Origin of the sequence: Paenibacillus sp. FSL E2-8871, from assembly GCF_038000345.1 — a bacterium.
Lineage (GTDB): Bacteria > Bacillota > Bacilli > Paenibacillales > Paenibacillaceae > Paenibacillus_AQ.
The window spans coordinates 5141132-5154469 of the sequence record NZ_JBBOBV010000001.1 but is presented as its reverse complement, the minus strand read 5'-3'; the positions used below and the strand labels follow the sequence as shown (position 1 = coordinate 5154469).

Below are 13338 nucleotides of genomic sequence, written 5' to 3'. Positions count from 1 at the left end.
ATTATTTATGAAATCAAATGCGTTACGATGGAATGAGGCGATAGCTCGCAGTTTGCAATCTCTTCGCCTAGACCTAGCGTTACACTGTGCACTTCTTCACTTTCATTCATCAGTACGACAGCAATGCTACCGTCAGGATTGCGGAATGCTGTGGTTAAGATACCTTCCGCTTCAGAGGTAAATCCGATCCGTACCGCACCTGGCACAATGAATTTACTAAAATGCCCAATGTAATAATAGGAGCTGTTATAGTGCACTTCATCCGTTGTAGTATCTGCAATAATCGGCGCATCGCAGAGATTGCCTACATGGTTAGGACCTCCAGTCTCATCCAGTACCAGGTTCCAATCCAGGTATCCTTCTGTCCACGCATTGAGATCTCCAATCATGTTTCTGCCGTAACGTTCGCCTGTAAACCATTCTCCCAGCTTAACGCCGCCCTCTTGGCAGCCCTCTGTGAACAACAAATGCTTGTCAGGAAATAAATCATGTACCTTTTCTACTTTGTCGAACTCCTCGCCTCCGTACCAGTGAATACCTGTTCCCCACACATACTTTGCAGCTTCAGGATCAGATAATACTGCCGAAGCACGCTCGACCATAATATCGCGGTTATGATCCCAGATTACAATGTTCACATCTGAATGGCCGGTCTGATGCATCACCGGTCCAAGATAATTTTTAACAAAATCCCGTTCCTCTTCCGCACTATAAATACATGAATCCCAGATCTGAACGGCAGCCGGCTCATTTTGCACGGAAACTGCCCATATCGGTACTCCCTCTTTTCCATAAGCTTCAATGAATTTCGTATAGTAGCGTGCCCAAACTTCTGCGTATTCCGGCTTCAGTGATCCACCGTTATTCATTTCCCCATTTGTTTTCATCCATGCTGGAGGGCTCCAAGGAGAAGCCAGCATTGTGAATGCACCGCCTCTTACTTCCATGGCATCTTTTATCAGCGGAAGTACCCACTTATGGTCATGTGAGATATCAAAAGTAGCTAGCTCTGTGTCATGATCAGCAACATACGTATAATTTCCGAGGGCAAAATCACAGCTGTGAATATGAACACGACCCATGCTATAGCCTAATCCCTCTACTGGATGGAAGTAACGATGAATAACCTCTGCTCGTTTCTCGGAGCTCAGACGTGACAACGTATAAGCAGCAGCTTCAGTGAAAGCGCCGCCAAATCCAATCATCTTTTGAAACTCCTGCTCTGGCTTAATCTCCACATCGGCAGACCCAGATCCTGCTCTTGCGCTAAAAACAATTGCATCTTTTGGAGTTAAGCGTTCCCCTGTATCTTTTGCAGTTACCACAGTTTGAACTTTTGCCATTTCATCCATCTCCTCTGAATTGTTTTCTTACCAAAGCACTAGTCTTTACTGGATCATCTTCCGATGGTATAGATTCGGAGCAATAACCATCAAATCGAAACAATCGAAACCGGTTTCGATTGTTTCGAAAAAAAATGATCTTCCAAATCAATCGAAAGAGCATTTATAACAATGGGTCTATTATAGCTCCATCTCACTAAATAAGATGTGCCAAATACCACTATCTCATAAGAACAATTGAAAGCTATACTTTCTTTTACTTTAGCAGGACTCTTTTCAGTTCGTCAAGATTTATCAAACTACTTTCCGCTAATCGGAGGTGCACAGGATTCCCGTTCAACCACTTCCACCGGAACTAAAATCGCTTCCTTATCTAATACTTTACCTTCAATTGATGCTAAAAGAATGTCCGCCGCTTGGCTTCCAAGAAGCTCCGTATCCTGACGCACCGTTGTCAATGCAGGTGTAACGTACTCGGCAAGATCGATGTCATCGTAACCCATAACTGAAATATCCATTGGTACGGAAAGTCCACTATCTTTAGCGGCCATAATTGCCCCTAAGGCTAGTAAGTCACCCGAAGCAAAGACGGCGGTTGGACGTTCAGGGAGCTTAAGAAGCTCCAGCATCGCGTTATAGCCACTTTCCCGAGAATAAAAGGCTCCGTTTACAACATAGGACTTAGGCACTTTAAACCCTTGTTGCTTCATAGCGGTCTTGTAACCCAACTCCCGCATTTTACCTGGAAATGTGTTCATCCCTCCGGATATATGGGCAATTTTGCGATGCCCCATAGAGGCTAGATACTCCACCGCCAGCTGTGCCCCAGTTGTATTATCGGAGCATACCGTATGCGTCTCAGAAGTCTCAAAATCCATAATAACCGTAGGAATATCACTCTCAAGCAGTTCACGGAAATAAGGATCCTCATAATCGGACAAGAAGACAACTACACCGTCTACGCCACGAATCCTGCAATTCTCTAAATAACCGCTTTGCTTACCACCGACATCTTTGGAGATAAACATGAGGGCATACCCTTTTTCCACGGCAACCTTCTTAAAGCTCTCGATCACAGCGCTGAAAAAAGGATGGCGAATACCAAATCCCGTATTCTCTACGAACAGCACGCCGATGGTCCACGATTTCTTAGTGGTCAATGTACGGGCATGTGAATTTGGCAAATATCCCATTTCTTGGGCAACCCGGAATATTTCCTGACGAGTTTTCTCACGTACGTCGGAATAATTATTAAACGCCTTAGATACCGTTGTTGGAGAGTAACCGGTTCTTTTGGCAATATCGTATATCGTTGTCAAATCGGCTCGCTCCTTGCCCTGACAAATGAAATGCCTTTTGTTCACTGCAATTTTAACGTCTTTCCGTACCGCCGTCCAGCGAAAAGTAACTTTGTACAGAGGGGAGTAGTGTAACGGCCTGAATCAACAGCCCTAGACTCATATAGATCAGATGTATAATTGCAACACTATTCAGCATGTACGTCTGCACCGTTATCCAAATGATTTGCCCAAACCCGATATACAGAGACAAAGCCCAGAAGCTATATAATTTCTTGAACGGATTTAATCGTTCCACCAAGTGCCATTGAGGTCTCTTAATCAGACCATAAACAATGAGCAGAGGCAGTAAACCAAATACGATAAATAACAGAATACCCGGGAATAAAAAATCTGAGAATGGCGATCTTTCCAGCATAGAAGTCGGCATTTTCATTAGATCGCCGCTAGGATCTATTACAAGAGCACCGCCCCCTCCTAACGCTCCAACCCCCAAAAAAATAAGAAGAATATAAAGCCATGTTACTGTACCCGGCCTTCCCTTCGTTAATTCCATTTCACTACCCCATTTCAATATAAGAATTAGAGCAACCTTATTTTGATAACGATTTTACTCCCCTTCTATTTTACAAGTTTCCCCTGTTTACCGCCGAGATGCATATCACAAACTTAGCAGTGATTTCGCTTTTTTTACGTACGATGTGAACAGCAGCGCTTTACGGTATACTAAGTTTAGAAGCTAACCTTTCACCTGACGGATCTCATAAATAGAAACCATTGAATCACAAGTACAAACGCTTTCGTCGTCCCTATAAGGGCGGTAAGCGTTTAGCGAGAAATTTAAGACATAAAGTATGGTGTGAAACCTATAGTTTCTTATATTTAAAAAAACAAGGAGATAGGACATGCGTACACATGCGCTGCACCTAACATACTTATGAATGATACCGACCTTCTATCTACCAAACAGTGTGCTTATTGCCACAAACAGAAGCCGCTCTCTGAGTTTCGCAGACGTACAGGCAAACGTTCCAAGGGGCAGTCACGCCGTGGTGCCTGCCGTGAATGTAGGAAACAACGGGAAACACTAAATATAAACCTCACAGCAAACCCCTTACTGGTGAAACTTGATACGATCCAAACCCATCAGCACACTCTATTGGAGCGTCCCAAAGAGGGAAAGCCGTCTTCCGCTGCTGCTTCTTCAGGACAATCTAATCCGAACCGACGCGTACGAGGTTTGGAACAGCGAAGAAAACGGCAGCATTCTCAAGGCACAAAGCTAAATCCCGAAGATCCAACCCAATTGATTCCTTCTACCAAAGGGATGATTCTAATGCGCGGTCATAGCGACAAGGGACGGCGCTGGCATCAGGAGATTGATCTAGCGCTTGCAATTACCCTGGTCAGGGAACATGCCGCTATCGTTGTAAACCGTCGAACTATTCGACGATTGTATAGTAATAAGGATTTTCGCGCTTATATACTAGCCAGAGACAATTACACCTGCTACTTCTGCGGCGCTTATGGGGACACCATTGATCATTTACTACCTCGTGCTAAAGGTGGTCATACAACCCCAGATAATTGCGTCTGCGCTTGCACGTTATGTAATCAGACTAAAGCTGATAAATCTGTTGAAGATTTTATGGGCCGAATATAACAACTTAAACCAAAAAGCCCTAATTCGTAGGTTGTTCTGTTTCCGTGAACAGAACAGCCTACGAGATTAGGGTCGCTTTTTAATATGGAGAAGTGTAGTTTATTTAGTTGCCTGTAATATTCTTAACTCGTCCTACCTGTCCGCTAGTCAATCTGACCTTAATGCCATGCGGATGCCGAGGCGAGTTCGTGAGAATATCTTTCACCGTACCGTGTGTTAGCTTGCCTGTAGGCTGATCCTGCTTAAGTACAATATCCACTTCAAGCCCAGGACGAATATCCGCTCTTACTTGTCCGTTCATGATGGAATCCCCTTTCATGGGTTATAATGTTGTCAACTACAATAGATAAGGATGAGACGTTATGGCCTTCGGCATCAATAGAGAAGAATTATCCCGGTGGAAAAAAGCGGTCTCCGCAGGAGAGATCGCCTTCTTGACTCATTATTGGCTGGATCCACGCTTTCCCGGCATCACTACCGTCACCAAGGTGGGCTGTAGTGATCTTACCACACTGAAACACTGGTGCGAGGAGAATGGATTGCCTGCCCAATATATTCATAATCGTTCATCGTTTCCCCACTTTGACCTCATTGGACCTAGGCAGGCAGAAATCCTTCGACAAGAAGGTCAATGGGATCAGCTGGAACGTTTCAAACTGCTCTAAATACAATTTGTGATTTGAGACGTATTAATTACTTCTTTTTGCGTAAATCCTGCATGATTTTACGGCCGGTAGGTGTCTGTGCTAAACCGCCCCCTGCAGTCTCGCGGTGTTTCTCTGGCATAGCTGAGCCTACCTCGAGCATGACCTTGATAACTTCATCAGAAGGAATCACACTACGAACACCAGCCAGTGCCATATCTGCGGCAGCAAGTGCAGTAACTGCACCGAATCCGTTTCTAACAATACAAGGAATCTCAACAAGTCCGCCAACCGGATCACAAATCAGGCCTAAAGTGTTCTTAAGTGCTAACCCGACAGCATGCACTGCTTGTGCAGGCGTTCCGCCGCGTAGCTCGGTTAACGCGCCTGCTGCCATCCCAATGGCAGAACCTACCTCAGCTTGACAGCCGCCTTCCGCACCCGATACAAAGGAGTTATTGGCGATGACATAACCGATGGCCCCGGCTGCGAACAATCCGGATACCATGTAGTCATCATCCCAGCCAAACCGTTCCTGACAGCTGAGAAATACACCCGGAATAATCCCGCATGAACCAGCAGTAGGCGTCGCAATGATCCGGCCCATAGAAGCATTCACTTCGGATACAGCCAGCGCGTAAGCCATAGCTTGACCTGCAGGTCCACCTAGGCATGGCTCATTAGCCGCGTTGTATGCTCCTACCCGCTGGGCATCCATGCCTGTAAGGCCGCTGCGCGAAGTTGTATCTTCATGCATCCCGCGATGAACAGCCTCTTTCATCACGCCATAATATTCACGCATCGTGGAAAATTCATGATCACTGGAACGTCCAGATTCCGCGCTTTGCTCTTCGAGCATAAGTGCTCCAATCGTGAGACCACGTTCCTCACACAATACAGCCAGCTCGCTAAGTGTTTGAAAATTCATGTTAAACTTTCCTTCCCCTTCTCATCTTGCTTACCTTCGTTTAAATTAACCAACTTCACGGATTTCACAGCAGTGAGCGCTTTAAGCGCTTCAAGAAGCTCCGGTGTAGCCGCTTCATCCAGCTCCAGCACCGTTAAGGCTGCACCACTACGATTCTTACGATCCAGAGACATATGCCCTATATTAAACTGTCCGTTACGCATCACTTCCGTAACACTCGCCAGAACACCTAAATAATCCATATGATTAATCAGAACCGTCGGATAGATCCCCGTAAGCTTCACTCCAAAACCGTCGATATCAACAATCTCGATGTTTCCGCCACCAATAGATGTCCCTGTTAGTGTCAGTTCGCTTCCTGTTTCTTGTCCGATGAGATGCAGCTTAACGGTGTTCGGATGTGGGAACAGACCTGTTCCTTGCTTAAAAGAAACTTCCATCCCGGCTTCGACCGCCAGTTCTAGAGAATCTGGAAGCCGATGATCGTCAGTAGTGAAATCAAGTAACCCTCCAACAATCGCTCGATCTGTGCCATGTCCCTGATAAGTTGCTGCAAAAGAACCAAAAAACGTTACTTCAGCCACACGCGGTACTTCACCCAACACCTGCCTTGCAGCCCTCCCGATCCGTGCCGCCCCAGCGGTATGTGAGCTTGAAGGACCGACCATCGCCGGACCAATAATTGAAAATACATCCTTAAAACGCATAAAAGACCTCCTGCCTGCAAGAATAGGCAATTATCGTACTCCTATATAGTATACTGCACTAGCAGCCCTTAGTTCACCGTGACATTTGCTGTGATATCCAAATGCCTGACTTTGCGTATTCAAAGGCTAGTATTTCTATTTCATGTCCTGAGTATCACAAGATATCCTGGGAGCACAGCATAATTCCATCTCTATTCTGCCAGCCCATCCCTTCCCAGAACCCTCTTCCATGTTCATTGGATTCAATAACCATCAGGTGGCACTTAGCAATACCGGCTGCGCGGAGATTCTCAAGACAAGATCATACTTGTTCCCTCGCTTGAACAGAATGACATAAAGCATGAAGAGCGCTCCGAGGAAGCTTTTTCAGCTCCAGCAGCGCTTCGTAAGGATCGCCCTCTAATCCCATAGCTTTTGCAAAGGCAGGCTCTGTCTTCCATCCGCTTGATTTTAAAAGAATGATCCGTTCGCGAAAATCATCATCCATCTGAGCTAAAATTTCAGCTTCAACGATCATATGCAAATAACCATTCTGGAGCTCCGTTCGCCTCGGCTGTCCAAACAGTTCGATAGGCCAGCCCTTTACCATAAAGTTAATTTTCGTTCGAGGAATGCCTTGAACCACTCGTGATTCGCTAACAAACCCCTCCATGGCTCCAAAATATCGAACAACTAGCGCCTTAAACTTCATAGGATCATAAACCTCACAAATGATATCCAAATCGCTGCCCTCCACTTGAATTCCAAGCGGTATTGTCCCAACCAACAAAGGGTTATAGTCCTTTAGCAAATTCATAATATCGAGCTCTAAAAGAAGGTTATAGACCTCTTTCTGAACCGCGGTTCCATGAATCAAATCATCGATATTTCGCCAATCATTCATTTTGGACAAGTGCCTCCTCCGACTCGGGTTTATAAACGCATATGTATGTATTGATGACAGCGCACGCTTTTCTGGGCGCATGCATAGAAATATACGGAAGGTAGAACGCAAGGAGGTTACTTCAAAAAAATGAATCCCATCTACCCCCTATTATGGGGAGCGAACAGTATGTAAAGAGCAGCCTATTGCTTTTCCTCCACAGCATCAAGATCGTCAGCCAGGCCTGGAGAGTCTGATGAATCCTCGTCCCATCAGTGAAAACCCGGAAATTATCGGCAGTGGAAAACTGAAGGGAAAGGTTGCACTCATCACCGGAGGCGACAGCGGGATTGGTAAAGCCGCAGCCATTGCTTTTGCAAAAGAAGGTGCAGACATTGCTATAGCTTATTTATACGAAGCCTCAGATGCGGAAGTCACTCAAAAGCGGATCGAAGAATTAGGGCAACGCTGTCTAAGGATTGAAGTTGATTTACGCCATAAGGAGAATTGCTTCAGGGCTGTGGAGCATACGATCCGCACCTTCGGCAAGCTGGACATTCTGGTCAATAATCACGGGGTCCAATATCCACAAAAAAGTATTTTGGATATCACAGAAGGGCAATTGTACCAGACGTTCCAGACGAATATCTTTCCATTCTTTTACCTCACTCAGGCTGCACTTCCACATCTTAAAAAAAGTGCATCCATCATTAATACCGCTTCCATTACTGCCTATCAAGGAAATAAGGAGCTCATAGATTATTCCTCCACCAAAGGGGCGGTGGTCTCTTTTACCCGCTCTTTAGCCTTATCTCTCGTCGACGCTGGCGTCCGAGTCAACAGTGTAGCTCCCGGTCCGGTATGGACCCCACTGATTCCCTCAAGCTACTCTGCAGAGGAAGTTAGTATCTTTGGTACAGATACACCCTTTAAACGTGCTGCACAGCCTTATGAGCTAGCAGGAGCATATCTCTTTTTAGCGGGCCCTGATTCTTCATATGTTACCGGGACATGTATACATGTCAACGGTGGAGATATGGTCACCAGCTGATACACAACTCACCACGAGAGGAATGTATACCTATGAATAAGATGCCCGATTATGATATTCCTTCTGTCCGTTTAACAAGCGGCATGTATGCCTTAACAAAATTAGCCTGCGCAGGGCTAACGTACGTCCTTATCTCCTTACTTATGCTTGGGTTTCCACAACATAACGGCATACCAGAGGGTTGGCCACTTTCGATCCCCTATGCGATTTACGCTTATGGACTGCCAGCCGCACTAGTAGCCGATGTTCTGCTGCGCCTCCTGCGTACCACATCCCACATCGTTTCCCTTGTTGTATACGTAGCCGCAGGTTTCGGTGCAGGTCTATGGCTGGCAGCAGAACAAGGTGCAGAGCTACTGCTGTGGGGCCTGGCTGGAATTTTGGGACTGCTGCTGCTACGAGTGACGCAACTGGGTGTAGAGCGTTCCCCTCTGTTACTGCCTGTGTTTGCACTATTTCTACCGCTGCTCTGCTTGCTGCTGTTATAAGCTGCACTCAGAGTGCTTCTATGATATCACCGGCAATAATAGCCGCTGGATTATTCCGCTGACGGGCGGCTCTCTCACCTGCTAATCCGTGTAGATATACACCAAAAGCTGCTGCCTGCGCCTCATTCAGTCCCTGAGCCAGCAGGCTGGAAATGATGCCCGTTAGCACATCACCGGCTCCACCAGTACCCATGCCGGGATGGCCTGTGGTGTTTACATAAGCTTGCCCTTCAGGCGTTGCTATAACCGTATGTGCTCCTTTTAATACAAGCGTAACCTCATGCTCTTTCGCATATCCCATAGCCAGACTGATGCGGTCCCGTTGTACCTCAGCTGTTGTTATACTAGCAAGACGGGCCATCTCACCTGGATGAGGCGTCAGAATCACCGGATGGCGTCTACTTGCCCAGCTCTTGTAATCAGCGTCAGCTAATATATTTAAAGCATCCGCATCGATCACCAGAGGACAATCCGTCCCTTCCCAGAGATTGCGAAGCCATTCTGTATCAGCCTCGAATCGACCAAGACCGGGACCAATGGCAAGAACATCTCGTTCTTTACTTAGCTTCAGTAGCTCTGAAACGCTCCCTGCTTGCCAGGTTCCATCTTCATTGCCCCCAACATCGGCTAACATGAGTTCAGGGGCAGAACCGATGATACAGGGCAGGAGCTTTTGAGGAAGCGCCCATGTCACTAATCCGCAGCCTGCCCGGAGCGCAGCACGGGCAGAGAGCAGTCCGGCGCCGCTCATTCTTAAGGTGCCGGCAGCAAGAAGGACATGCCCATAAGTACCCTTATGGCCTTCAGGCGAACGCCGGCGGGCCAGATCTACGCCCAGATGGGCATGCAGCACTTCCGGTGTCAGCAGGTGAACCTGCACACCGCTTTCAGGGGCCAAAGAAGACGGAATGCCGATGGCCCGGACCTTCACATGCCCCGCTGCGCCTGCACCGGGGTATTGCAGGAGGCCTCGCTTGAGAAACGCGAGGCAAACCGTCACCGACGCATGAATGCAAGGCTCATGCGTCTCACCGGTGTCCGCGTTCAGACCACTCGGGATGTCCGCGGACACGATCACTTTGCCGCTGCTATTCGCTGCGGCAATCAGCTCCGCATAGGCGCCGCGCGGGGCTCCCGCGGCGCCGGTGCCGAGCAGCGCATCCAAGATGCCGCTGCACTCGGCAAAGTCCAGCCGATCCCTGCCGTATACCACGGCAGGAAGGCCCATAGCTGCAGCCGCATCGCGCTGCAGAGCTGCCTCGCCGGAGAGCGACTCCGGCGGCACCGCATAAACGAGCGTGACGGCGATGCCGGTCTCGCGAAGATACCGTGCGGCGGCGAGGCCATCGCCGCCGTTGTTGCCTTTGCCGACGAGGATGAACCATCGCTCGGTGGCGGCATTGTCCAAGGTCAGCGCATGATCTGCGCTGACCTGAAATGCATCCTTCCCGGCGTCTTCCCATCCGGCTGCATTTCTGCAGCCCTCTCCACCTCTCCGCCGGCACAGCGCAACGATCTCCTCTGCGATCACTCTTCCCGCATTCTCCATCAGCGCAATAGCTGGAATCCCCAGCCGCTGGATTATTTCTCCGTCCAGCCGCCGCATTTGCTCAGCAGTTACCAGATACATGGTTCGGCCCCTTTCCGCTACACTTCAATCCACAACTAGCTTGATATCAATAAGCTACAGTAAATCTCGTCCGGCTAAAATTCCCTTCCTCCAGCTCGTCCACCATAGCTACAGCAAAATCCTCTACACTGATTATACTTTCGCCATTCTCATCAAAAACGAGACGGTCGAGTCCAATGCGGAATTGGCCTGTACGTCGACCTGAATGAACTACCGCAGCAGGACTGGCATACGTATAGTCCAGTTCTGTGTTTTTGTAAATTTCATAAGCTTCCGCATGTGCCTCTGCCAGTGGTCTAATCTGAGCAGGGAAATCTGCCGTATCCATCAACAGCTCTCCAGATTCAGTCTTCAAACTCCCTGCACCACCCACAACTAGCAGTCGATTGAGCCCAGCTTCTTGCATCCCCTCTACAATTGCCTTAGCTGCTGTTAGCAAATCCTTCTCTTGGCCGAGTGCTGGACCGTATGCACTGATTACCTCTTCATGTCCACGGACCGCAGCTGCAACTGAAGCAGGATCTAGAACATCTACAGTCGTGATATGCAAACGTTCATGTTCAAGAGTTACTGATTCTGGATTCCGTACCGCAGCTGTTACCTCATGTTTTCTTTTTAAAGCCTCCTGTACAATCGCCTTTCCAATCGTTCCTGATGCACCCAATACTACAACATCCATCTGTTTTTTCCTCACTTTTTCCGGGTAAGGCCAGCGTGCGGCCTTCCTGCTTATTTATATTTTTCAATACTCGTCTCAATAGCCTTTCCCTTACAACCTTTAATCATTATTTATCCCCTGAGGTCCATTTGAAATCAAAACGCATCCGTTAACTTCCAAACGAAAAACCCCTTCACCAATACAAGGGGCACTCTCTACTAAGTAGCATGTCCTCACATTAAGGGCGCAAAAACATTCCCTGAGAACGTGGCATGACCGATTCAAAGCCATATTGTGCATATAATTTAGAGGCTTCCCCATCTGCAATCAAACTTACATAAGCCTTCTCCGGTACAGTATGAAGGAACTCTCTGATTTCTCGCATAATCAATTTCCCTAAACCCCGTCCTTGATGTGAAGGCTTAACCGCGATATCCGTAACCTGAAAAAAGCATCCCCCATCGCCAATCACCCTGCCCATCCCGACCAAGGAATCCTCCTCATACAAAGTTACCGCAAAAATAGAACGAGGTAGCCCTATTGCAGCACCTTCCGCGCTCATTGCACTCAATCCAGCCTCTTTTCTCAGCGCTAAATACTGTTCCACTGAAGGACATTCATGACGTATATCCAGCTTTCCTGTTGTCCCCATACCGTTCCCCTCCTAGCATCTTACAATAAAATAGAATTAGCGCCGTTCAGCATTGCTGTTCCAACTATATACGACTCAATGGTGCACAGGCAAGACTCGCCTCCGTCGAATATACAAAAGCCGCCTGGCACATAGGCTAGGCGGCTTTTTTTATCAACGATTTTCATTATTATGAAGTATTATCTTCTTATTAAATAGGCGATTACTCCCAATAATCTGGTTAACTGATCTGGTATATCGTTTACTACCACAAGAACAAGTCGTTCCCCTTTAACTTAAAAATAGCTTCCATAAAGTAATAATCGCCATAAATGATTGAAACATGAATGTCTTTATGATGATACGCTGCAGAACCGCCCATTAAAAGATGATCAAAATCTTTCGTCCAGTCGCAGCGAGTAGCGTCCACTGTTTTCAGGAGCTTCAGCGCAGCGTTCAGATAGACCTCCTTTTCGAGCTCGCCAACAACTTGGGCGATCTCGATCAGTCCGCAAGCTGCGATCACCGCTGCCGTGGAGTCTTCGTAAGCGGGCTCCTTCGGTTGCCGGAAATCGATTGGAATAACCCCGTTATCCGGAATATTAGCCATAAAATAATGCGCCACCCGTTTGGCCGCCTGCAAATACTCCGGCTTTCCCGTATGCGTATAACTGATCATAAAGCCGTATAAAGCCCAGGTCTGCCCACGTGTCCAGGACGAGCCATCCTCGTAGCCTTGGCCGCCGTAAGTTCGGACCACGCCTCCATGGAACGGATCGAACTCCACGATATGATTCACGGAACCGTCCGGCCTGATAAAAGCTTCTAGAGCAGTGTCCGCATGCCTCATTGCGATTTGCGCATATCGCGGATCTTTAGTCTCTTCGCTCGCCCAATAGAGAAGCGGGAGATTCATCATGCAGTCCACGATCGCCCACCCTCTTGTATCTTCGCTGGCCGTATCATCGTTCCAAGCCCGGATAAATCCGCCTGCCAGATTAAATCGTCCAGCAAGTAAGTTGGCGGCATGCATTGCCCTCTTACGAGATTCCGGATTTCCGGTAACTTTATAATTGGCCAAGCTCGTAGGCAACCACATAAATCCGACATCATGATGCAGACCGTAGAATTGATGGAAGCAGGCATCCAATGCATCCTCCGTGAAATTGGCGATTTCCTTGTACTTCTGAGCGCCGGTTTCATGGTGCATGAGCCACATCATACCGCCCCAAAATCCATTCGTCCACCAGTTGATATCTTTTTCGATCTGATTGTCGTGCGTGCCATTTCTTGTCGTGTATGGAATTTTGTTTCTTGATCGTTCACATACGACGTCCATTTTGTCCGTTAGTTTAGCTATGACATTATCTACCCAAATTTGATCATCAGCCTGAAGGTTCAACAATCTGCTCACTCCTATTTTTAACTTTCTAAG

Annotated in this window: 15 protein-coding genes; 4 read left to right on the top strand and 11 right to left on the bottom strand. The window is 47.6% G+C overall.

What is annotated here, in order from left to right:
* Positions 1–5: 5 nt before the first annotated feature.
* The 3 genes from NYE25_RS23350 to NYE25_RS23340 all read right to left on the bottom strand — a co-directional run bounded on the left by NYE25_RS23350 (position 6) and on the right by NYE25_RS23340 (position 3197).
* Positions 6–1343 (bottom strand): glycoside hydrolase family 30 protein, encoded by a 1338-nt coding sequence (locus tag NYE25_RS23350; RefSeq protein ID WP_341146941.1) that lies wholly within the window; start codon positions 1341–1343, stop codon positions 6–8.
* 299 nt (positions 1344–1642) lie between these two features.
* On the bottom strand, positions 1643–2662 hold the full coding sequence (locus NYE25_RS23345) for a LacI family DNA-binding transcriptional regulator (RefSeq protein WP_341146940.1): 1020 nt from the start codon (positions 2660–2662) through the stop codon (positions 1643–1645).
* Between the two features lie 52 nt (positions 2663–2714).
* Positions 2715–3197, bottom strand: a complete 483-nt coding sequence (locus tag NYE25_RS23340) for a hypothetical protein (RefSeq protein WP_341146939.1) — start codon at positions 3195–3197, stop codon at positions 2715–2717.
* A gap of 381 nt (positions 3198–3578) precedes the next feature.
* Here NYE25_RS23340 and NYE25_RS23335 point away from each other — a divergent pair, with 381 nt between their 5' ends.
* Positions 3579–4304 (top strand): HNH endonuclease, encoded by a 726-nt coding sequence (locus tag NYE25_RS23335; RefSeq protein WP_341050580.1) that lies wholly within the window; start codon positions 3579–3581, stop codon positions 4302–4304.
* Positions 4305–4407: 103 nt separating this feature from the next.
* On the opposite strand, the gene NYE25_RS23330 is transcribed toward NYE25_RS23335, so the two are convergent.
* Positions 4408–4605, bottom strand: coding sequence for a YwbE family protein (locus tag NYE25_RS23330; RefSeq protein WP_042184438.1), 198 nt, complete (start codon positions 4603–4605; stop codon positions 4408–4410).
* Between the two features lie 61 nt (positions 4606–4666).
* On the opposite strand from NYE25_RS23330, the gene NYE25_RS23325 reads away from it, so the two are divergent.
* Entirely contained in the window at positions 4667–4969 is a 303-nt protein-coding gene (locus NYE25_RS23325) for a hypothetical protein (protein ID WP_042184436.1), read from the top strand.
* Positions 4970–4997: 28 nt separating this feature from the next.
* Here NYE25_RS23325 and sdaAA read toward each other — a convergent pair whose 3' ends face one another.
* The 3 genes from sdaAA to NYE25_RS23310 all read right to left on the bottom strand — a co-directional run bounded on the left by sdaAA (position 4998) and on the right by NYE25_RS23310 (position 7466).
* Entirely contained in the window at positions 4998–5876 is an 879-nt protein-coding gene (gene sdaAA, locus NYE25_RS23320; RefSeq protein WP_341050586.1) for an L-serine ammonia-lyase, iron-sulfur-dependent, subunit alpha, read from the bottom strand.
* Entirely contained in the window at positions 5873–6583 is a 711-nt protein-coding gene (gene sdaAB, locus NYE25_RS23315) for an L-serine ammonia-lyase, iron-sulfur-dependent subunit beta (protein WP_042184432.1), read from the bottom strand. Before sdaAB ends, sdaAA begins: the two co-directional genes overlap by 4 nt.
* 301 nt (positions 6584–6884) lie before the next feature.
* Positions 6885–7466 (bottom strand): DUF4269 domain-containing protein, encoded by a 582-nt coding sequence (locus NYE25_RS23310; RefSeq protein ID WP_341146938.1) that lies wholly within the window; start codon positions 7464–7466, stop codon positions 6885–6887.
* A 133-nt stretch (positions 7467–7599) separates the two neighbouring features.
* Between NYE25_RS23310 and NYE25_RS23305 the strand changes: the two genes are divergently transcribed.
* On the top strand, positions 7600–8496 hold the full coding sequence (locus tag NYE25_RS23305) for an SDR family oxidoreductase (protein WP_341147777.1): 897 nt from the start codon (positions 7600–7602) through the stop codon (positions 8494–8496).
* Between the two features lie 32 nt (positions 8497–8528).
* Positions 8529–8984 carry a hypothetical protein gene (locus NYE25_RS23300; protein ID WP_076300113.1) on the top strand — a complete coding sequence of 152 codons (456 nt, stop codon included), beginning with the start codon at positions 8529–8531 and terminating at the stop codon, positions 8982–8984.
* Between the two features lie 7 nt (positions 8985–8991).
* On the opposite strand, the gene NYE25_RS23295 is transcribed toward NYE25_RS23300, so the two are convergent.
* The 4 genes from NYE25_RS23295 to NYE25_RS23280 form a co-directional block, all read right to left on the bottom strand.
* Positions 8992–10614, bottom strand: coding sequence for an NAD(P)H-hydrate dehydratase (locus NYE25_RS23295; protein ID WP_341146937.1), 1623 nt, complete (start codon positions 10612–10614; stop codon positions 8992–8994).
* A gap of 46 nt (positions 10615–10660) precedes the next feature.
* Positions 10661–11293: an NAD(P)-dependent oxidoreductase gene (locus tag NYE25_RS23290; protein ID WP_340973890.1), complete on the bottom strand. Its 633-nt coding sequence runs from the start codon at positions 11291–11293 to the stop codon at positions 10661–10663.
* A gap of 217 nt (positions 11294–11510) precedes the next feature.
* A complete protein-coding gene (locus NYE25_RS23285; RefSeq protein WP_341058954.1) occupies positions 11511–11924 on the bottom strand; it encodes a GNAT family N-acetyltransferase in 414 nt (137 codons plus the stop codon).
* Positions 11925–12168: 244 nt separating this feature from the next.
* Positions 12169–13308 carry a glycoside hydrolase family 88 protein gene (locus NYE25_RS23280; protein WP_445667146.1) on the bottom strand — a complete coding sequence of 380 codons (1140 nt, stop codon included), beginning with the start codon at positions 13306–13308 and terminating at the stop codon, positions 12169–12171.
* Between the last annotated feature and the right edge of the window lie 30 nt (positions 13309–13338).